Raw genomic sequence first — 21,031 nt, 5'->3', positions numbered from 1 at the left:
TGGATATTCTCTACGACCATCAAATGTTTGCCATCCAGAAATTTGGTGGTATATCCCGAATTTTTATTGAATTAATCCGAGAGTTATCGCCAAACTCTGACTGCTCAATTCATTGGCATCGTGGCATCAAGACCGATGGGTACGATATCTCAGAGTATCGCGCTCAACTCACCGGATATGGGGTGATACCAAAATTTCCCTTTCCAACAGGTAAGGCTATTAATGACACTATCAATAAACTATCCTTTCAATGGTTTGTCCGTAGATTTGGTAGACAATATGATATCTATCATCCTACCTACTATGATGCTGACTTAGTGGAGATTGTTAAACCTAAGAAACTTGTAATAACAATCCATGATATGATTCCGGAAAAATTTTTATCAGGACAAGCTAAGTTTCAGCCATTAATTAAAAATAAGCAACAGCTAGTTGAACAAGCCGATTTAATTTTTGTAGCTTCCGAAAATAGCCGAAATGATTTAGTAGAATTATTGGGAGTTAATCCGCAAAAAACTAAAGTAACCTATTGGGCAAGTCGAATTCAAGACGCTAAAGAATTTGAATTACCAAAGGATTGCCTTAGTCAGCCTTACTTCCTTTATGTGGGAACTCGTTCAAAATATAAAAATTTTGAAATAGTCCTCAAAGCGTTTGCTGCTAGTCCTAAATTACGGGATAATTTAAAATTAGTCTGTTTTGGGGGTTCCTGTGATTTTTTGGAATCCGAATTAAGGGTTATGGAAGAGCATAATATGCGGCAAAATTTCATCTATCTTAGGGGTGATGATGCCCTACTCAAAACCCTATATCGTAATGCCCAAGCCCTAATTTATACTAGCCGCTATGAAGGATTTGGTTTGCCCCCCCTAGAGGCAATGGAATGCCAATGTCCAGTTATCTGCTGCTTAACCTCTTCCTTGCCTGAGGTGGTAGGAGATGCAGCTAGTTTATTTGAGCCAGATTCTGTGGATGGACTAGTTAACGCTATGGAGATAGTTGTAGAAGACTCAGAACATCGGGCATCTATGATTGAGAAAGGACGGCAACGTGCTAAGCTTTTCACATGGGAAAAGACTGCTCAACTGACCTTGGATGGTTATCGTTCAATTAGGTGATGAATTCTGGACACCGCTATAAGTTTGTCAGCAGTATCAGTTGCTAATCAAACCCCGAAGACGGTAGTATTTGGATTGGTGTGAGGTAGATTTGATCTATATACCCGTCATCACTGATAAGTAGTGACCAAAAATTTGGTTGGGTTTTAAGGTAATACAGTCATGAATAAACAGGATTCAGTTATAGAACAAATTAAACAAGACCGAAAGATTCGAGCAGGGGATGATCCACGAAGGTTAGAGCATTTTGGGTTTAAGGTACACTCTCAATCGGATGAAGACGGCATTATAGAAGAAATATTTAATAGAATTGGGATAAAATCCCAGGTTTTTGTGGAGTTTGGAGCAGAAACAGGACGAGAAAACAATAGTCATTATCTTTTAGAAAAGGGATGGACAGGATTGTGGATAGAATCCTTGCCAGACTATGCAAAAACTATTCGAGCCAATTATCAAGATGCCATCGGTGAAGGTCGCTTAAAATTTATCGAAGCGGCAGTTAACGCCGAAAATATTAATGATTTAATTGAAAGTGCTGGTATTACTGGAGAAATTGATTTTCTTTCAGTGGATATTGATAGTAATGACTATTACGTCTATGAGGCTATTTCGGTTATACAACCTAGAGTTGTTTGTTTAGAGCACAATCATTCCTATCCACCACCTCAAGAATGGATCATGCCCTATGACCCTAATTTTCGCTGGGATTGTAATTCTAGTGCTTATGGAGCTTCTCTTGTAGCTTTAGAGAAGCTAGCTCGCCGTAAGGGGATGGTGTTAGTAGGTTGTGGATTATATTCTGCCAATGGATTTTATGTGCGTGAAGATTTAGTCAATGATGCCTTTTCTCCTCCCTTTACTCCTGAGCGTTTTTTTAACCCTTTAGACTATCAAAAAATTGTTAGTTTTCCTCCTAGAGCTGCGGGGGATGCAAAGCCAAGTAACTCTCATCCCTTTAAGATAATCGGGGGGTTTGTGAAAATAAAAACAAAGCAATTATTGAAGCAGATACTGGGAAAAAGTAATTGAATCCAACCAGTGTCTTGATGCAAAGCGCGAGTGGTTTACCCCATGAGCGACTGCATCGCTTCTGCATATTAATACCGTTTTAAGGGTGTTTTTATCAATGGTTATTGAGGGTGATGAAAAATAAATTAATCAATTACCATGTTTCTAATATTTGCTTGTTACTACTATGTCTGTTTTGTGTAGCATTAAACTCATCTTTTGGTCGGCCAATTTGGATTGATGAGTTTTTACATTTTGCTTTCGGTAGCTATGACACAACGGCTGAAGCTTGGAACGCTATCAGTCAGTCTATTCTAACGATTAATCATGGACAAACAGGCATTTATATGCTTATTGACCACTGGTTGATGCAGCTCTTTGGTGCTAACATCTTTTGGCTAAGATTTCCCAGTATTTTCTCTGGTTTGGTCTTGTTTTTAGCAGCAATTTATCTTTTCCGTCTTTGGGGCATGCCCTTTTTCTGGCAAGTTATTGGTATTCTTGCTCTTTTTTCTCAAACTCAGCTAATGTATTTTGTGGGTGAAGCCCGCCCTTATATGCCTTTAGTAACTGCTACCGTTTGTACCTTAGCCTATTACAGTACCCCTTTGCCCCAAAGAACCCGTGCTATTTTTACATTTTTTGGATTATTTTCTATTTTAATGGGGGTACTATTCCATCCTTATTTTTCTGTTTATTGGTTGGCAATTATTGTATTTACATACTTGCAAAAATTGATTCAAACGGGCGGAAAAATTTCAATTAACTCTGTTCTTAAACATACTAATATTCCTCTTTCTGTCCTCGGCACAATAGTCTATTTTACTTTAGGATTATTAACTTGGTTACGAGAGCGCCCAGAGTTTACATTTGCTCCTTTTCATTGGGTAAAAAAGGATGAGTTACTCATCACTTTTATGGAATTCAGTCATTTTGAATTTTTACAAAAACTTTTATATCCCTTGCTTATTATCATTTTCGTTATTTTCTCAATTATTATAGTTTACCCAAAACTTAGGAAAGTTTATCTTAAAGAGCTAATCAGTCCTGTTTTTCTAATAATTATAGCCTTGGGAATATCTATAGTTTTATCTTATGTCTCTTTTCGGAGTAACTATTGGATTCTACCAAGACAATGGGTAGCTTCAATCTCACTTGTTCCTTTGGCTTTTGTTTGGCTTGGGTATAAAATATCAAAAATTTTTGCTAAAATTAATATAATTCTAGCTTTTTCATGGATAATGCTTTGTTTTACTCCTATAGTTCTTCAATTTAATAAAGTAGCTATTTCTAATTATCAAGCTCTTAGAGAAAGGTTGGCTCAAATTTCGGTAATCTCAAAAAAATATCAATATTATTTTGAGTATTTAGAGTCTCTAGAATATTTTGAACCCCCTAAAAATTTACAAAATCAAAATGTTGATGAGTCTAACCAGTATTGGGTGTCTTTAGCTAATAAAAACCTTCAACAAGGTGGTAGAGTTTGGAAAGGTTTTAGAGGTTATTATGGCCATCCAAAATGAATTAGGAAATGGTGCTATCCAAAAAAAAATTTAGGGTTAATTTTAAAAACAAACTATAAAATTAACTTTTATCAATTTGATCAGGAGATTTTTTTTGCTATTAGCAGAATTGATTTTCCTAATTTATATCTGAAGATAGGATCTAACTTTCTAGAGAGAGGAACCATTAATCTATCCCATACTTGTATTTGTTTTAAAGTTGGTTGACTTTGCTTAAGTATCAGTTTATTAGCTAGACTAGCTAGTAAACCCACACTATCTAAATAGAGACATTTAACAATCTTGAGATTATCTGGTATTATTGCTTTAAGACTGGATTGACTATAGCGACGATAGTGACCAATAGCTGCATCGAAGGGAGTAAACAATCTTTGATGAGCCGGACCTAAAATAACTAAATTTCCATTAGCTTTTAGATGTTGAGACACTTTGATGACTTCTTGATTATCATTGCGGATATGTTCTAAAACATCAATGTAGAAAATTGAATCAAAGAATTGCTCATTAGTCAAACTATCAATAGTTCCATTGCGGGCATAACAGTTGATGATACCATTTAAATCAATCGATTTTTCTAGAGCATGGAAAAGCTGATTGTCTGGCTCTAGGCACAACCACTGACTATATTGGGAGCGACAGAGTAAACGGGTGTTGCTTCCTATGCCTGCCCCAACTTCTAAGACATCACCTTTGATATATTTGCTTAATAATACTCTTATATAGTTCTTCCAATTATTGGCTTGAGCAAATAGCTCTAACTCTGTCCCGACATAGGTAAACTGGCTCATGGTTTTAAAGGAAAGAAATCATCAACGTAATATTTATAATCGCGAACTGGAATCAAGTTGGACTGATTGCGCGTTGACAGAATGATCAGACTGAAAACAGTGCCGATTAAGACAAGTTGCAACATAGATAGAACTAATAAACCCGACACGTAGGTGGCCCAGCCTGGTATCCCCCAATCGGTAAAGACTCTAATCAGCAAAACTAAGCCTAAGAGCAACAATAAAATAACTAATAAAACTACGATACTTAATAAGATTCTCGTCCCAACAATATCTCCGTACACCGCAATAGAACTCAAGCCATGTGTCACGAGGGACACTAAGTTCATCTTGGGCTGTCCAGCTAGTCGCTTTGCGCGGGGCACATCTACTTCAATATAGGGAATTCGAGAGCGATAAATGCCTGATGAGTAATGATTCCAAATTTCTGAAATTACTACGACGTTCTTCAATAAATAAGCAGGTAATAAACTGAAATTACCGACGCTAATTTCTTTCCCTATAAGCAGGAGATAAAGCTTTTTGTAAATGAAATATAAAAACTTAAATGTGTAGCTTTCAGAGCGCTTACTCCGCTTAGCAAAAATTATTTTATTGTTACCTGTCTTGTCCGAGACATTCAGGAGGTGCTCTATCGCAAAGGGATTATCTTCCCCATCACCATCCATCACCACAACCCAGTCGCAGTCTGAGTGGCTATATACATAGGACAAGCCAACCGCTATCGCTCTCTGGTGACCAAGGTTGCGGCGAAGTCGAAGGATGTTAACTGCTCGAATCTGGCGATGTTCTTGATGAGTAAGTGAATGTGGGATGGGCATCGTTGAATAGTCATCAACAATAACAACTTCTAAATTGGTGCCCTGAGGAATAATAATCTCATCAATAAGTAGCAGTAGCTTTTCCAGAGCTTCCCAGTCATTAAATGAAGGAATGACAATGACTAGATTTCTCCTATCAGTCAAGTCAGTAATTAGAGACTGATTTAGAGACTGTTTTGGCGGTGAGAGCTTTGGGAGTCCCATTTATTTCCTCTCAGACTTTGAAAAACTAATAAGTTAGAGTACATGTTTTCCTGCCAAAAGTCTACCCCTCACTTCAGTACAGGACAAAAAGGTTGAAAAGAAGAGCAGGATGGGGTTTCATCCGAATTTAGGAGAGTGATATCAAAACCCATAAATTAATAATAGCGAATTGAAGAAAGCCCTCCAACCCCATTTGGGATAGCACAGAGCGAGAGTTTCGTTTCTAGCCAAGTTCAATCTGCCATTGCTGAAAGTAAACACAGTGAACCTGAGTGAACTCGGATTGTAATTTGAGTCAGGCTATGCCTGACTCAAATTACAATCGACTGCAACAATTTTTTCGACGTTAATTGTTTGAAATTTTATTGGTTATCTATTGGTAGACCAACCAACCCTTTAAATTTAAACCAGAGCGATCGCAGTTTCCAAAACTTACTTGTCTTCATAGCCGCTACTTGTAGTTTGCTGTGGTGTAATTCGTATTGAATTTGTTGCAGTTCTGTACTTTTACTCTCTTGAAGATGTTGGGATTCAACTAGCTCTACTTGGGTGTTTTGTAATTGCTCTTGAGTCTGTTGTAATTGCTCTTGAGTTTGTTGTAATTGCTCTTGAGTTTGTTTAAATTGAGTTTGAACTAGCTCTACTTTACCTTTAGCGTTTTGTAATTGCTTTTGAGTGTCTTGTAATTGCTCTTGAGTTTGTTTAAGTTTAGTTTGAACTAGCTCTACTTGGGCATTTTGGAATTGCCCTTGAGTTTGTTGTAATTGGTCTTGAGTGTCTTGTAATTGCTCTTGGGTTTGTTTAAGCTTAGTTTGAGTTTGTTGCAATTCTTTGCTTCCGCTATCTTGAAGCTGTTGTGATTGAACTAGCAATGTCCGCAACTCATGAAATTCTTGTAACTCCTCGGAGAGTTCTTGAGTCGTTTTCACTCGACCACAGGCAAGAGTCGTTGAGTACTCGTGGTCTGTAAGACGAAACTTTACAATATCATGCCATAGATAGTCGCATCCAGGCCAAGTTTCAACAACATCATGAAAAGCCATCCATCCCCCAACTTTCATCAGGGGTAATAATAACCCAAAATCAGTCAGCACATCTAAGTATTCATGAGAACCATCAATAAACACAAAGTCAATCGTCTTTTCTCCAGTTAATTCACCCCAACGCTTCATAATTTCTGAAGAATATCCCTGAAACGATTTGATATAGGGAGTCAGTTGGTAATTTTCAAGGTTTTCTTTCCAGACCTCAAAGACACTCTTTTCAGGTAAGTCCGGACATTGCCCTATCCATGGATCAATACAGTAGATCTTGCGATTACTTCCTACACAGGCAAACGCCATAGCTGCCGTAGACCTTCCTTGATAAGAGCCAACTTCAACAATAAGAGCATCCTCAGGAAGGGACTTTACTTTATTGAATAAAAACTCTTCTTGACCAGGAACTAGGAAACCATCAATGGTTTCAACAGCTTCTTTCACCGTCTCATAACTGTTGAATGGTTCCTTAGCACTGACAACTTGATTGAGTACCGTATCAAGCATGATTAAACTCCTGTTTTAGCTGACGTTAATTATTGAAAATTTTATTCGTTATCTGTAGGAAAACCAACAAACCCTTTTAATTTGAACCAGAGCGATCGCAATTTCCAAAACTTACTGGTCTTCATCGCCGCAATTTCTACATTAATTACCTTCAACTTAGTCTCAGTTTCGTTCAGTTGGTTCTGAATCTGCTGTAATTGATTTTGCTGAAAATCCTGAATTTTTTCCTGTGACTGTGCCAATTGTGACTGACTATTCTGAAGGTGTGAGTGTATTTGGGTTAATTGTGACTGAGTATGCTGAAGGTCTGAATGTACTTGGGTTAATTGTGACTGAGTATGTTGAATTTCTGAGTAAGCATGTACTAACTGTGACTGAGTATGCTGAACTTCTGAGTTTGATTGATTTAGTTGTGACTGACTATGTTGTAGATCTAAGTGGGCATTGGTCAATTGTGACTGAGTATGTTGAAGGTCTGAGTGGGCTTGGGTTAATTGTGATTTAGTCTGCTGGAGGTCTGTGACAGTTGCACTGACCTGAGAGCGCAAGGAAGCTATCTCTTGATCCTGTTGCTCAATAATCTTCAGAAGCTCAGCACGCCTAGTCTCGCTAGTTTGATACTGAACTTGGATATTTTGATACTGAACTTGGAGTTGATTAAACTCAGATGATTTGTCCAGTAATGCCTGAACCATTCGCCCAGATGGACTCTTGAGCAGATAGTAACTAATTTGCTGATCAGTATAGCGCACCAAAGCCTGCCGACTAGCTACGAAAAACATATCATAGTCGAACAACTGTTGTTCAAATTGCAGAAATTCAAAACCGAGGTTTTTAAAGAATTGCGACACCCCTCGCCTACTCAAAAGATGGATATGCTCAATAGATTTCATTTGGTGTAAAAAATTATCCTTTTGAGCAACCATCTCTGAATAGGTTTTACCCTCTTCATAATTTGGCATCTGCACAATGAAAATACCATCTTCCTTAAGAAGAGATGCCCCATGGCTCATGGTAGCCACTGGATCAGGTAGATGCTCCAGGACATCGTAGAGTACGATGGCATCAAACAATTCCGATTCTAGTTGCTGATCCTCGATCGGTCCTGACAAAATGGGCATATTGAATGTCTGTTGTGCGAATTCCACCACCCAAGGGCTAAGTTCTAAACCCATAGCATCAAAACCTGCCCAGCCCATCATTGCCACAAAGCCACCATGAGCACAACCTAACTCAAGCACTTTGGCTGGCGGTAGTTTATAAGCCATCAGTGTACGCAACCAGTGGAGGCATCGCTCTGGTAAGTCTTGACGGGCTCGTTGACGAATATCAGGAAAACCATAATGCTCGGTCTGATAAGACAACCAGTATTCTTTACCGTAGAAGTCATGGTTATCATCCTGTACACGAAGCTGCTCAGACCTCAAACCAGTTTTTGACACTAGAGTGCCACATTCAGAGCACGCCAAGTAGTCGGGGGAAAATTCAGTTAGCTCAGTATTTCCACACCAACAGATATCTCTAAAGGTTTGTGTCATGTTGTTGTTACACCCAGGTATTGATAAATTAGCTCGAACTTAAGTCTGGTCACAAGTCCGGATTGAAAACCCTTTTTTTAATTCACTCCCCAGAGACGGAATAAAAATAAAGGGTCTTAAGAATTAAGACTTGGAAAACTGGGCTGTTATCTACAACAGGTTAATGTTTTGTAGTACCGTCAAACCTATCAACGCTAATCCCCCACCACCCATGACAATTCTGACCCGGCGGAGAACCTGAGGCTTCATATAGCCCAGATAGCCCACCATACCTAACATTAGTGCAATGGACAACAAACTACCGCCAAGACTAAAGAATAGATTTCCTTGGATAGGAGAAACGAATGACATTAGTTGCACTAGAGTCCTGTTAGCATACATTGCGGTAGATAGCAGTAGTAAGTTGATCCCTAAAATTAGACTAACTAGTGGAACTAACAGGGGTTTTAGTCGAAACCAGCCTGACCGCAGTTTCCAGAATTGATTGGACTGCATTGCAGCTAGAGTTGACCCTGCTTCTTGAAGTTCCCGCTGTTTTTGCTGAAGTTGAGCCTCTGCGTACCTCAATTGCTCTTCGAGATCCCCTGACTGAAGCTGAGTTGGCTGAACTTGAATTAGGGACGGACTTGGGGGTAGCTTTTCTTGGATTTGAGCCTGTAACTTCCTGAATTCTCCCCAAAGGGGGGAACCTATACCAGTACCATCATTTTTGATGGTCTTAGCAGTTTCGACCATAACCTCTGCCACAGTCTCGGCCATCTTTGACCAGGAAAATTTCTTCGCGTGTTCAAAACCATCAGCAATCAACTGCTTACGAACCTCTGGGTTTTGAACTTTGTACAGAGCATCAATCAGCTCGTAAACATTAGATTGATCCACATACAATGCTGCTTCCCCAGCTGCTTCCGGAAGAGAGGAGTGACGACAGGTAATTACAGGGCAACCACACACCATTGCTTCGGTAACTGGTAATCCGAACCCTTCGTACAGAGAGGGGACAACCAGAGCGATCGCACCAGAATAAGCTACTTTCAATTCTTCATCACTCAGGGGCAGAACCTGGGTTGTTATTCCTGCTGCCAGGGCAGCTAGCTCAGGTTCTAACTCAGGTCTACCACCTACACAAACCACCCCAAACTCTTCCTTATCCACCAGCTTAGATAATGCTCTGAATAGAAAGATAGCGTTTTTATAGCCATTAACACCTGTTCTTTCTCCTACTAAGAGTAAGTAGGGTTTGGTCACATTGAATTTAGTCTTAAACTCATCGATATCATCAGGGCTTGCCGGGGAAAAAACCTTTTTGATCCCACAGTGAGCTACCGTTACCTTTGACCGGGAAATATGGGGAAAAAACTTAATCAGATCTCGAGCCGTACTTTCGGATATCGTAATATAACGTGAGGCGTGTAAGATACCGTAATGTTTCTCTTTCCAACCTGCTTCGTTAAGATTGGCACCGATCACTTCTGGAATCATGTCATAAGCCATAAATACAGAAGGAGTAGATAGGGGTGCGGTATAGTAGCTGGAAATAAATAGATCAGTCCCTTTTTCATCACAGATTTCCTGCAACAAGTCAGCATCTGCTCCCGTTTTGTTGTAATCGTAAGCTCGAATGGGGCGATAGCGAATTCCAGGAATCCTCGCAGCCGTTCCAGCCCGGTCTAAAACAATCACATGGTTCCCAAAGCCATTAGTTGCCCATTCCTCTAGCAAAGACTTCCAGACTTGGGAAATCCCAGAGTTAGGAAAAAATTGGAAAAATACCCCATCAACCAAAATTTGGGGGAATGGTCTTTCAATCTTCATAGTTTGTTGCTGAAATTCTTCCAGTTGCAAAAACTGCCATTTTTCGCCGTCAGGCTCCTTCTGAGCAATCGGCACTATACCACAGATATCCGCCGGTTCAACCAGGGTTTCATCCTCAACCCAAGATAAATGTTGACGCAGAAAAACTGGAAATTCAGACTGCTGCTGTAGTCCCTGCCAGTCGGCCAGAGCATTCTGGTAGCCGTAGTAGCTCTCCTTAAACTGCAACTGTTCCGGTGTTACATAAGCAAAATGTTGAAAGACCAGTCCCTGCGCTTCGGTTTCTCGATGTAAGAATGGATTTATGGTTGCTACATCTTGCCCATGATTAGCTGACTGATTAGCTGACTGATTTGACTGATTAGACTGATTAGTTGACCACGGTTGGACTAGCCTTGGGGGTTCGTGGGCTGCCCAGACAGCTCCTGGTTTAAACCTCCAGAGGCGCAACCATTCCTGTTTGGGGTTTTGTGTATAGCAATTGCGACTGGTGACAATTAAATTTTCTCCAACGAAATACCAACACCAGAAGAAAGCAGCCGTCTTGTCAGGTTGGTCGATGAACATCTGTCGAGCTTTACAGATTTGCTCAGTTGTCCACAACTCATCCACATCTACCTGCCACAACAGACACTCTTGTTGGATATTCTCAAGGGGAGCATTCACCATTTCTCGCTTGCCCTCCCAGAAAACCCCATCAGGTTTGCGATAGACGGTGATCTGGTCAGGGTAGCGTTCCATCAGTTGGTCGAGATACTCTGTGGTGCCATCAATACTACGACCGTTGTGGTGAATTTCATCACTGACATACCCACCCGTCGCTAAACTCCAGGCAGTATCATGCTTCAATTTCGCTACACCTTCAATAATGTGCCAATGCCATGGGAATGGCAGTTTACTGAAGACGTCAATATGGTAGCGAATGAAGGGTTCACCATTGAGAACAATTGTAAAAAAATTGATGGGAAGAGGGGTTGAGGCTTGACCTGACTGCCCACCTAAATGGTGACTACCCGCTTTAGCAAAAATGGAGTAACCATTGCGCACAGACGCATTTTGCTCAATCAGTTTATAGTTTTTATCTCTTAATAACCGATGGTGATTACTATAATTTTTGTAGGTACAAATATCATCAAGTAGGATGTATTTGGCTCCGTAAACCTGATCCAATTCCACCTCACCCGTGAACTCGGAGCCGTCGATTAAGACTAGATCAAAATCCTCGATCTGGTTTTCTTGCTTAATCGTTTCAATCCCATCTCCAGAGGTTCCCATTTCCCTAACATAATCGATATCTTGACGAAGCCAACCCAAGACTTGTTCAAGAGGGTAGTTATTTAGAGGGGTACGATGGGAATTATAAAATTCTCTGACTTCATCTTGCCTAGGAAACTGTTCTAGGGAAATTGATGAAATATTGTAGCACTTTACAAAAGAATCCTCCCGATAGCGTTCCCTTAACTCAGTAAAACGAGGTTTTGAAACCTCCATACAGAATAACACTGGATTAGACGGGTTTTCCCGCAGCCCCTTCACAAACGCTTCGGTGCTTCCCGCACCGGATGAAGACCCGATTTCTAGAACCGTCTTGATATCTTCTTCCCGAGCTATCCTCTGAATCGCTCTATAAAAATCGTCGTCTTTAATCTCAGGAGGAATCACATAATCTAGTTCGGATTCTGACCTATTACTTGGCATATTACACAGCCCCTCACACACACCTGACCATAAATTTGGCAGTAAATAGCAATAATTAAGAAGTTTAACTTGTTATAACAAAGGGAACAGGGAACAGGGAACAGGGAACAGGGAACAGGGAACAGGGAACAAAAATTATCACAATTCATTTAGTATCCCTATAGTATTTATAACCTGTTAGTCTAAGGTATTAGTCTAAGTTGTTATCCTAATCAGACTTGTTCCAAATTCGTCAAGTTGAGTTTGATATTAGAACTTTGTCCATTCTGATTTATATCGGTTTCCCTCTCAACAATTTTCGCAATTTCAGCAATTTTCGCCCGGGCTTGCTCTAATTCAAGCTTTAGGGCATGGTATTCCGTTTCAACGGCTTGATATTTGTTTTCAAGAGCTGTATAGTTGAGATTTAGTGTATTTCTACCGTTTTCGGCATTTTGAAGCCATTCTCTCAGGTTAATGACGAACTCCTGATATTTGAGGATTCTTCTGTTCAACCAGTAGGAATCTTGATACATTGGGCATTGGTTCTGAATACTATAGGATTCAGGTAGGGATAGTCTTAACTGACTAGAAAGTCCTCCTGCATAATAGGATGTGATTGTGCGAGGATAGTAACACAATTTCACAGTCTCATTCTGGATTAGCCTCAGAAACCATTCATAATCCGATGATATTCTGTAGCGTTCATTGAAAAGCCCTATCTTAGAGAAAAACAAGTTAGCTCTGGAGAAGCTGGCTTGGTGAGGCAAACATCCACAAATCAGTTCATCAGCTACATCTTCAGGCATGGGAGGCTTCACTAAAAAGGAAGACCCAGATTGCTCTCTAACCTCTAGGTCTCCATACACAAAATCACAGGAGGGATTTGCCAACAGGAAGTTAACGGTATCTTGGATTACCTTTTTATCAAGATAATAGTCATCTGAGTTAATAAAAGCAATAAACTCACCAGAGGAGTACCTAACTCCCTTATTCATGGCTTCATAGATACCGCCATCAGGTTCGCTAATAAATCTGCTAATGTGATCACTATATTTATGAACAATCTCCTTAGTTTTGTCTTGGGAGTTGCCATCAATAATAATGTACTCTATATCCTCATAGGTCTGAGAGACGACACTCTTGATCGCTCGTTCTATAAATCGCTCAGCATTTTTACATACAGTGATAATTGAAATCCTCACATGCTCCTCCTCAAAATTATCACTATTAGGGTGATAAGACTTGTTTAACAGATTTAACCTAAGCATTCAGCAGTCAGCTATCAGCGTGTCGCGTATCAGCTTATGGGCTACAGATGGTGCTACCAGGCGCTTTAAATGCACGGGATTGGATCAGTGAAATGAGCAGGGATTTTTAACCAACCGTACCAGCCCCCCGATGCTTGTTTACTACCTCCCATTTATTAGCTGACGGCTGATAGCTGACGGCTGATAGCTGACGGTTTAACTATAGGTTTAACTATATTCCAACTGCTGAGATTACCATCTTTCATTTACCTTAAGCTTTTAACTTTTGTTTAAAACTTTTAACTTTTTTTAAGGTTAAACCACTTCCTTAACACTATTTAAGTAGGAATCGACTACCTCATTGCTCTCTCCCGCTAACTTTATCCTGCCTTTGTCTAACCAAATTACCCGCTTGCAGTAATGGCGCACAAAGGATAAATCATGGGAGACCACTAAAACAGTGGCATGAGCCTCCCAAAATCTTTCCATGCGTCGCTGGCACTTAATTCTAAAACTTTGATCCCCTACGGATAACACTTCATCTAAAATTAAGATATCTGGCTGTACATCAGTGGCAATGGCAAAGCCTAGCCGCGCTGACATCCCTGAGGATAATCCTTTCACTGGCATTAACTTGTAGTCTTCTAGCTCAGCAAACTCCAAAATCGATGGGGTTCTGAGTTTCATCTCTTGTTTAGAGAAACCTAGCATCACGCCATAGAGTTTGATATTATCCACTACCGAAAGTTCCGGATCGAATCCAGCTCCTAGCTCAATCAGAGGAGCGATTTCACCTCTGATCCATACCTGACCCCCTGTCGGCTTTAATATGCCACAGATAACTTTAAGTAGCGTTGATTTTCCTGAACCATTCGGTCCAATGATGCCGATTTTTTCCCCAGCTTCTACTGCTAGATGAATGTCATCAAGGACTAAATTCCTGGAAGGTTTGCGGTATTTTCCCTCCAAAAACGATAGTATGGTTTTCTTGAGGTCATAGGAAAACTCTTCTTGGGTTCTTCGCCACAATGAAACCCGATCGAGTCTAATAACTTCTTCTGTCATCTATAACAAATCCATGAAGTGAGGCTGCCAAACTCGAAAGCAAGTCCAGCCTAAGGATACAATTACTATGGCACTTAGGCATGAGTGTCCAATTAACCCTACATCTGGCAAACCTCCTGACAAAGAAATCTGTCGAATGCTTTCAATAATCGGCAATAAGGGATTTAAAAACAAAAAGGGTTGAACCGCCTCTGGGACAATTGCTGCTGGATAAAAGACTGGAGAGCTAATCCAGATCACAAAGCATACTAGTTCGTAGAAATAAGGTAAATCCCTAAAGAAAACATAGAGAACACTGACGAAAAAACCGAGGCCGATACTAACCAAAATTAATGCGATTAACGGAAGACTCAACGCTAGCAAATTGACTACACTTTTTGAAGTAAGCAACGTGACAATAGCTAGGAGAGGAAAGCTGCCAACAGCTAACTGAAACACGTTAGCAGCAATGGTTGAAACTGGGAAGACACTGATTGGTAAACGAACTTTATTCAACAGGGCACCATTGCCAACTACGCTGACTAATGCTTGGTTGGTTGAAGCGGAGAAAAAGTTAGTGACAAGCAACCCAGTAAAAGCCGCCAGAATATAGTTAATGGTTGAGTTGTCATAATAAGAGGCAAAGGTAGCACCAAAAATTGCTGTATATAGTCCTGTCATAATCAAAGGATTTAACAAAGACCAATATACTCCCAGAAGCGATCCTCGATAACGTCCCTTCAGATTTCGCTCTGTTAATATATACAGCAACTCCCAATAGCGCTGAAGTTGCCACCGTGCGGTGTTAGCCTTGAGGGATAAGGTCATAATTTATACACCGAAGATATAGAACCGAATATGAATATATAGAACCGAATATATAGGGATTCAAGTTAGCCTCCCCACTGGTTCTTAGATGCGCATTTTTAGAACCATAACATATACTGCGAAGAAATTCGCCCTGTCGTGTTCCCACCCCGCACTTTTGGTTACGGCGCGTTCGCGTAGCGTAGACCTTTGGGCTAATCGCATAAGCGCGGAAGCTGAGGCCGTAGGCCACGCTTTGCGAACGCTTCATCGCGCAACCGTTCTGTTTCGGTGTGTATATTCTTATCATAGTTTAGGGAAATTTGTCGAGTAGGAACTTGTTATAATCCCTTGAGAAGTAAGTATCTGACTTGATTATATGTCTCTGACTAGTGCTGACGAACTAGAGCCAAGTCCCTTGCTTTCTTGGCAACTAGGGCAAAGTAACTTGTTAGATTGGCGAGCTATTATCGAAACTAACCCCTCCCTCTGGAGAGAAGCCAAGCAACGGTCTCACCAGGGACCAATGGTCCTAATAGCAACTACCGTAGGGGGGTCAGCGCCACTGTCACTACCAGAAAGCCTACTAGCAGTAGCCCTTACCCTCAGAGGAGCACAGGTTCATACTCTCCTGTGTGACCATTCTCTGCCTGCCTGCCTCAATCTTCAAAAACTAGATACACCTCAAGAAAGGATTGAAAACTATGATCTAGAAACGATCAAGTGCCAAAAGTGTTTTGCAACCGGTCGTTATCTGTATCAACCGTTGCATTTGACGAACCATGTATTCAGTGAACTGCTCACTGGGCTCGACAGGCTAGAGGCAAAACAGATCGCAGCACACGTAAGGCTATCAGAGATTGAAAACTATTGCCTGGGCAACTGGAATATTGGTGAACACGCCTATGCTGGGGCGCTGCGCTATTTTACCAGCGGGAATCTAGATAACGAACCCAACAGTGAAATCGTGGTGCGTCGGTATTTTGAAGGGGCTTTGCTGACTGCGTATGCTATCAGTAAGCTACTGTGTAACTATAATTTTAAGGCTGCTTGCTTCAATCATGGCATCTACTTACCTCATGGCATCATTGGTGAGGTGTGTCGCTCACGCCAAGTGCGGGTGGTTAACTGGACGATTGCCTACCGCAAGCGTTGCTTTATTTTTAGCCATGGAGACACTTATCATCACACTATGCTCAGTGAGCCTCTCCATGCCTGGGAAACCATGCCTTGGAATCAGGCAATGACAGATGACATCCTACAGTATTTGAAAAGTCGATGGCAAGGCACTCGGGATTGGATTTGGTTTCATGAAAAACCTGATGAAGAATTTAGCCGAAATGCTGAGGAGATGGGGCTTGACCTGAACCAGCCGGTGATTGGGATGCTCACCAATGTGATGTGGGATGCCCAGTTGCACTATCGCGCTAATGCTTTTCCGAATATGCTAACGTGGGTACTCCAGACGATTGAGTATTTTGCTAAACGTTCTGACTTACAACTGCTGATTCGGATTCATCCAGCAGAGATTCGGGGAACGTTGCCTTCTCGCCAACCATTGTTGCCAGAAATCAAGAAGGTCTGGTCTCAATTGCCTAAAAATATTTTCATCATTCCTCCAGAAAGTCCTGTGAGTACCTATGCAGCGATGATGGAGTGCGATTCGGTGATTATTTATGGGACAAAAACTGGAGTAGAGTTGACCAGTGTAGGCATTCCGGTGATCGTTGGTGGTGAAGCTTGGATCCGAGATAAGGGAATCACGATGGATCCTTCGACAGCAGAGGAGTATTTCCAATGCTTGGATAAGCTACCCCTTGGTGAACGGTTAGATTCTAATTCCCTGAAACGGGCGAGGATGTACGCCTACCATTTCTTTTTCAGACGCATGATTCCCCTACAGTTTACCGAACCCCTATCGGAAAATCCTTACGTAAAGCTCAATATTACTAGCCTAGACCAATTACTTCCTGGTGCAGATCCGGGTTTGGATATTATCTGTGATGGCATCTTGTCTGGTTCTCCTTTTATCTATCCAGCGGAACGGTTGGGAATTGATCGCGTCTAAGGATTAAGCATCTGGTGCATCTCATTAAAGCTGTTTGACCCGGTGGGTGGCATGGACATCTTGGTGCCATGAGCATCTTGGTGCCATGAGCATCAGGCGTGGAACGGGGATCAGGCGTGGAACGGGGATCAGGCGTGGAACGGGGATCAGGCGTGGAACGGGGATCAGGCGTGGAACGGGGATCAGGCGTGGAACGGGCATCTTGCCCGTGATCAATTTCCGGACGGACTATCCCAACCAGGCGCGAAGAGGCGGAAAATCAGGGCAAGCCCTTGGGTGGTGCGTTACGGGGCTACTGGCTACGAAGTTGAATATGATGGCAAGGCGCGCCCCTAACGCACCCTACGGACTCGGCCAGCCTTCAGAAAATTTTTAGATTTATCTATCCATAATGACTTGTTATTATAACATAAACAATGGGATAGTTTGATATCATTATCCCCGAGGGTGCAACTATAACGGCCACATCAGATTAAGCTAAATCGCTTAATGGTGATGGCTCCATACAGGTGTGTTCAGGAGTGCCTTATGAACTATATCAAAATTCTAGCTAAGCCTTTTCGTCAAGTCAAACAATTGTATAATGGCTCATTGACTCATTCTCCTATTAAACTAGCTAATCCAGGACCAGCTAATCCAGGACAATTGAGTCATTTGAAGATATTAAAGTCTTTCGCTAAACCGGTAATTAGCTCTGAGAAAACCTGCATCGTCTCGGTGGTGATTGGGAGTTATAACCGTAGACCTTTACTGGAAAAAGCGATTCAAAGTGTTCGAGATAATCAGATTCGGGTTCCCTATGAAATCATTGTGATTGACGGGGGGTCAACGGATGGCTCTTTAGAATGGCTCATTCAGCAGAAAGATATTATTACTATCATCCAACATAACCGAGGGGAATTCCAAGGAAAGCCACTCAAGCGTCGCAGTTGGGGGTATTTTATGAATCTTGGCTTTAAATCAGCTAAAGGTAAATATATTTTGATGATCAGTGATGATTGTCTGCTATTACCGAATGCGGTTAATTTAGGGTTGGACAAGTTTGAAGAGGTGGAAAAAGCTGGCGGAAAAATAGGGGGAGTAGCTTTCTATTTTCGGAATTGGCCAGAGGATGAAGAGTACTATGTACAACATACCCTTGGTGGCAAACTGTTTGTTAATCATGGTATGTACTTAAAAGAAGCCCTAGCAGCAGTTGACTGGGCGGATGAAGAGCGATATATCTTTTATAAAGCTGATGGTGATCTCTGTTTAAAGATGTGGCAGCTTAATTATGAAATTGTAGATTGTCCAGGGGCTTATGTTGAACATTATTATGATCGAAATGAAGCGGTTCGCCAGACTAACAATGCTGTTTTAGACCATGACCGAGAGGCTTACTTGAAGCGATGGGAAGGAATTTATTATCATCGATATAAGCGGGATCTCCGGAGACGAGTAAATAGGTTATATGAGGACAAAAATAGAACAGCAGACCAGTTTATGGACTTAGTTTATTAAGTTTTATAGGAGTAACTAAATGGCTTCGGTGAAACAGGAAATTGGTCGGTTGGTAAATCGTCTGTTAGCATCCATGAATTTAAAGTTGTTAAGGCTTTCAGACTACAAACAAATTGTTGAAGCGAGTCCCGATCCAGGCAGGGAGCTATGGCGATGGCTTCGTGAAAATTATTCGATTAAGACGGTAATTGATATTGGAGCAAATAATGGGGATTTTGCGGAATTTTTAGCCATTTACTTCAATGCTAAACAGACCTATGTATTTGAACCATTGCCATCTTATATATCAGACTTGGAAGGGAAAGGCGCTAAGATTCCTAATCTAAAAATTTTTAATGTAGCGTTGTCGGATTATCAAGGAGAAGAGTTATTCTATGAGAATTCTTATGGGCCAGCTTCTTCCATGTTAAGAATCAGTGAACTATGTAAGAAGGAATTTCCACAGACATCAGGAGAAACTGAGGTTAAAGTAAAGGTTTGCCCCCTGGATGACCTATTACAGTCAGAATTAGAGTCTGATCAATTTGAGAGAGATGTTTTTATAAAAATTGATGTCCAAGGGGTTGAAGATAAAGTGATAAAGGGAGGTAAAAAGCTATTTTCAATAGGGCGATGTGTTCTGGTAGAAATGTCATTTGTTCCCCTGTATAAGGAACAACCATTATTTGAAGAGGTACATGAATGTTTGGTAGAGTTGGGTTACCGATTTGCGGGAATTAAAAATCAAATTAATTCTATCAAGTCGGGACAGCCATTATTCTGTCATTGTTTGTATGTCCGTTAGGGTTGTGCAAGCTATCAGCTATCAGGTATCAGCTATCAGGTATCAGCTATCAGGTATCAGGTATCAGGTATCAGCTATCAGGTATTAGCTATCAGCGGTCAGCTATCAGGTATTAGCTATCAGGTATCAGCTATCAGCGGTCAGCTATCAGGTATCAGGTATCAGCTAATAGCTATTAGCTTATGGGCTACATCACGCTTGTGGCCTGTGCTACGGCTGACCACTGACCACTGACCGCTGACCGCTGACTGCTGTTCGCGTAGCGTGCGGGTAGCGCATATGCTGATAGCTGAATGCTGATAGCTGAATGCTGATAGCTGAATGCTTACGTTAATTTTTAGGAGTGAAGGTGAGGAGTGAAGCAACCATGAAACTTTCTGTTGTTGTTGGTACCTATAATCGATTGAGTCTTCTGAAGCAATGTATTACTAGTATTCTTGAACAAACATCAACCCCTACGAAAATTTATGTAACTGATGCGGGGTCTGATGATGGCACTATTGAGTATTTAAATGCGATCGCATCCTCAAATCCACAGGTGATTCCGATTTTGGTGGGAGAAAAGCTTGGTCAAGCTAAAGCCTATAATGATGTGTTCAGACTGGTAGATACTCCCTATGTGTGTTGGGTAAGTGATGATAATGTCATTGTGAATCAGGGTCTGGATACGGCGGTAAAAATACTTGAGGAAAAGCCGAAGATCGGGATGGTAGCTCTGAAAGTAAGGGATAAACAAGGTCCCTTCGTGAGTGCTCCCTACATTGGTGGTGTCTCAGTAATTGGTGTATTAAATGTTAACCAAGGTGTGCTGAGAACTTCCGTATTAAAACAGGTGGGTGGATTCTGTGAAGTATTTCGAGATTATGGGATTGATCCGGATTTGACCACGAAAGTTTTATATTCAGGGAATGATATCGTTTATACTAAAAAAATTGCTATTCATCATTACCGGAATTGGAGTTCGGATCCTAATTCTCCAGAATATGCCCAAATGATGGAGAGGCAAAAGCACTATAAAGCCCTTTATGCGGAACGGTACTCAAAGTATGCTAAAGCAGGTTGGTTATGGCAACTGAAAAAGTATCTTTGGGCATTGTTTCGTAAAGGGATCGGGTTTGATCAACACTACAATTCAGACCAACCGATCTTCTGGAATCTCATCCCTCGGGATTGGCACAACATCATGACCAGTCGGTATATTAGTATCACCGATCCGATGACTACCCAACGTAAAAGTTATCACTTAATTCAACATTGTCCAGGATATTTACGACCGAGATCATTTGAAGTCGAGCCGTTATCGTAAAAGCTATCAGCGTGTCGCGTATCAGCGTGTCGCGTATCAGCTATCAGCTATCAGCTATCAGCTATAAGTTATTAGCTATATAGCAATTATATATCCCATAAGGTACAACTTGATCCCCCTAAATCCCCCTTAATAAGGGGGACTTTGAGGTTGACAAGCGTACCTCATAACTGGGAGAAACGCTATAAGTTATTAGCTATCAGCTATAAGTTATTAGCTATCAGCTATAAGTTATTAGC

General features: G+C 41.1%; 16 protein-coding genes and 1 pseudogene. 8 read left to right on the top strand and 9 right to left on the bottom strand.

Annotated features, from left to right (window positions below):
* The 3 genes from F6K38_RS19250 to F6K38_RS19240 form a co-directional block, all read left to right on the top strand.
* Positions 1–1,118 (top strand): glycosyltransferase family 4 protein (locus F6K38_RS19250; protein ID WP_287357157.1); only part of this gene is annotated, 1,118 nt, incomplete at its 5' end.
* 162 nt (positions 1,119–1,280) lie between these two features.
* Complete coding sequence (locus tag F6K38_RS19245) at positions 1,281–2,147, top strand: hypothetical protein (protein WP_287267109.1); 867 nt, start codon at positions 1,281–1,283, stop codon at positions 2,145–2,147.
* Positions 2,148–2,260: 113 nt separating this feature from the next.
* Complete coding sequence (locus tag F6K38_RS19240) at positions 2,261–3,649, top strand: glycosyltransferase family protein (protein ID WP_287357155.1); 1,389 nt, start codon at positions 2,261–2,263, stop codon at positions 3,647–3,649.
* An 80-nt stretch (positions 3,650–3,729) separates the two neighbouring features.
* Here the strand turns inward: F6K38_RS19240 and F6K38_RS19235 are convergent, their stop codons facing one another.
* Together F6K38_RS19235 and F6K38_RS19230 are read right to left on the bottom strand one after the other, a co-directional pair.
* Positions 3,730–4,437 (bottom strand): class I SAM-dependent methyltransferase, encoded by a 708-nt coding sequence (locus F6K38_RS19235; RefSeq protein ID WP_287249481.1) that lies wholly within the window; start codon positions 4,435–4,437, stop codon positions 3,730–3,732.
* Positions 4,434–5,402, bottom strand: a complete 969-nt coding sequence (locus F6K38_RS19230) for a glycosyltransferase (RefSeq protein WP_287249483.1) — start codon at positions 5,400–5,402, stop codon at positions 4,434–4,436. Before F6K38_RS19230 ends, F6K38_RS19235 begins: the two co-directional genes overlap by 4 nt.
* 214 nt (positions 5,403–5,616) lie before the next feature.
* On the opposite strand from F6K38_RS19230, the pseudogene F6K38_RS19225 reads away from it, so the two are divergent.
* Positions 5,617–5,806, top strand: a pseudogene (locus F6K38_RS19225) (IS4 family transposase); the annotation flags it as partial.
* An 18-nt stretch (positions 5,807–5,824) separates the two neighbouring features.
* Here F6K38_RS19225 and F6K38_RS19220 read toward each other — a convergent pair.
* The 6 genes from F6K38_RS19220 to F6K38_RS19195 form a co-directional block, all read right to left on the bottom strand.
* Positions 5,825–7,006: a class I SAM-dependent methyltransferase gene (locus F6K38_RS19220; RefSeq protein ID WP_287357154.1), complete on the bottom strand. Its 1,182-nt coding sequence runs from the start codon at positions 7,004–7,006 to the stop codon at positions 5,825–5,827.
* Positions 7,007–7,047: 41 nt separating this feature from the next.
* The gene (locus F6K38_RS19215) at positions 7,048–8,544 is read right to left on the bottom strand and encodes a methyltransferase domain-containing protein (RefSeq protein ID WP_287249487.1); all 1,497 of its coding nucleotides are present in this window, start codon (positions 8,542–8,544) and stop codon (positions 7,048–7,050) included.
* Between the two features lie 150 nt (positions 8,545–8,694).
* The gene (locus tag F6K38_RS19210; protein ID WP_287357152.1) at positions 8,695–12,054 is read right to left on the bottom strand and encodes a glycosyltransferase; all 3,360 of its coding nucleotides are present in this window, start codon (positions 12,052–12,054) and stop codon (positions 8,695–8,697) included.
* A gap of 212 nt (positions 12,055–12,266) precedes the next feature.
* Positions 12,267–13,238, bottom strand: coding sequence for a glycosyltransferase family 2 protein (locus F6K38_RS19205; protein WP_287249491.1), 972 nt, complete (start codon positions 13,236–13,238; stop codon positions 12,267–12,269).
* Positions 13,239–13,598: 360 nt separating this feature from the next.
* Positions 13,599–14,348 (bottom strand): ABC transporter ATP-binding protein, encoded by a 750-nt coding sequence (locus F6K38_RS19200; protein ID WP_287249492.1) that lies wholly within the window; start codon positions 14,346–14,348, stop codon positions 13,599–13,601.
* The gene (locus F6K38_RS19195; protein ID WP_008188064.1) at positions 14,349–15,155 is read right to left on the bottom strand and encodes an ABC transporter permease; all 807 of its coding nucleotides are present in this window, start codon (positions 15,153–15,155) and stop codon (positions 14,349–14,351) included.
* 358 nt (positions 15,156–15,513) lie between these two features.
* Between F6K38_RS19195 and F6K38_RS19190 the strand changes: the two genes are divergently transcribed.
* From F6K38_RS19190 to F6K38_RS19180, 3 genes are all read left to right on the top strand, one after another.
* Positions 15,514–17,202 carry a capsule biosynthesis protein gene (locus F6K38_RS19190; protein ID WP_287249495.1) on the top strand — a complete coding sequence of 563 codons (1,689 nt, stop codon included), beginning with the start codon at positions 15,514–15,516 and terminating at the stop codon, positions 17,200–17,202.
* Between the two features lie 528 nt (positions 17,203–17,730).
* The gene (locus F6K38_RS19185; protein ID WP_008188061.1) at positions 17,731–18,702 is read left to right on the top strand and encodes a glycosyltransferase family 2 protein; all 972 of its coding nucleotides are present in this window, start codon (positions 17,731–17,733) and stop codon (positions 18,700–18,702) included.
* Positions 18,703–18,721: 19 nt separating this feature from the next.
* Positions 18,722–19,486 (top strand): FkbM family methyltransferase, encoded by a 765-nt coding sequence (locus F6K38_RS19180; RefSeq protein ID WP_287357151.1) that lies wholly within the window; start codon positions 18,722–18,724, stop codon positions 19,484–19,486.
* Positions 19,487–19,647: 161 nt separating this feature from the next.
* On the opposite strand, the gene F6K38_RS19175 is transcribed toward F6K38_RS19180, so the two are convergent.
* A complete protein-coding gene (locus tag F6K38_RS19175; protein ID WP_287249499.1) occupies positions 19,648–19,851 on the bottom strand; it encodes a hypothetical protein in 204 nt (67 codons plus the stop codon).
* A 2-nt stretch (positions 19,852–19,853) separates the two neighbouring features.
* Here F6K38_RS19175 and F6K38_RS19170 point away from each other — a divergent pair, with 2 nt between their 5' ends.
* Positions 19,854–20,792, top strand: coding sequence for a glycosyltransferase family 2 protein (locus F6K38_RS19170; RefSeq protein WP_287357149.1), 939 nt, complete (start codon positions 19,854–19,856; stop codon positions 20,790–20,792).
* Positions 20,793–21,031 lie beyond the last annotated feature (239 nt).

This window comes from Moorena sp. SIO3B2, assembly GCF_010692525.1.
In the GTDB taxonomy this organism is placed as follows: Bacteria; Cyanobacteriota; Cyanobacteriia; order Cyanobacteriales; family Coleofasciculaceae; genus Moorena; species Moorena producens.
Note: the sequence above shows the minus strand (reverse complement) of the source record. Positions and strands in the feature narration are given on the sequence as shown.

What these genes read in the sequence shown, in the direction of transcription:
- F6K38_RS19245 (WP_287267109.1), top strand. Translation starts at nt 1,281, where the DNA reads ATGAATAAACAGGATTCAGTTATAGAACAAATTAAACAAGACCGAAAG.
- F6K38_RS19240 (WP_287357155.1), top strand. Translation starts at nt 2,261, where the DNA reads ATGAAAAATAAATTAATCAATTACCATGTTTCTAATATTTGCTTGTTA.
- F6K38_RS19235 (WP_287249481.1), bottom strand. Translation starts at nt 4,437, where the DNA reads ATGAGCCAGTTTACCTATGTCGGGACAGAGTTAGAGCTATTTGCTCAA.
- F6K38_RS19220 (WP_287357154.1), bottom strand. Translation starts at nt 7,006, where the DNA reads ATGCTTGATACGGTACTCAATCAAGTTGTCAGTGCTAAGGAACCATTC.
- F6K38_RS19215 (WP_287249487.1), bottom strand. Translation starts at nt 8,544, where the DNA reads ATGACACAAACCTTTAGAGATATCTGTTGGTGTGGAAATACTGAGCTA.
- F6K38_RS19210 (WP_287357152.1), bottom strand. Translation starts at nt 12,054, where the DNA reads ATGCCAAGTAATAGGTCAGAATCCGAACTAGATTATGTGATTCCTCCT.
- F6K38_RS19200 (WP_287249492.1), bottom strand. Translation starts at nt 14,348, where the DNA reads ATGACAGAAGAAGTTATTAGACTCGATCGGGTTTCATTGTGGCGAAGA.
- F6K38_RS19195 (WP_008188064.1), bottom strand. Translation starts at nt 15,155, where the DNA reads ATGACCTTATCCCTCAAGGCTAACACCGCACGGTGGCAACTTCAGCGC.
- F6K38_RS19190 (WP_287249495.1), top strand. Translation starts at nt 15,514, where the DNA reads ATGTCTCTGACTAGTGCTGACGAACTAGAGCCAAGTCCCTTGCTTTCT.
- F6K38_RS19185 (WP_008188061.1), top strand. Translation starts at nt 17,731, where the DNA reads ATGAACTATATCAAAATTCTAGCTAAGCCTTTTCGTCAAGTCAAACAA.
- F6K38_RS19180 (WP_287357151.1), top strand. Translation starts at nt 18,722, where the DNA reads ATGGCTTCGGTGAAACAGGAAATTGGTCGGTTGGTAAATCGTCTGTTA.
- F6K38_RS19170 (WP_287357149.1), top strand. Translation starts at nt 19,854, where the DNA reads ATGAAACTTTCTGTTGTTGTTGGTACCTATAATCGATTGAGTCTTCTG.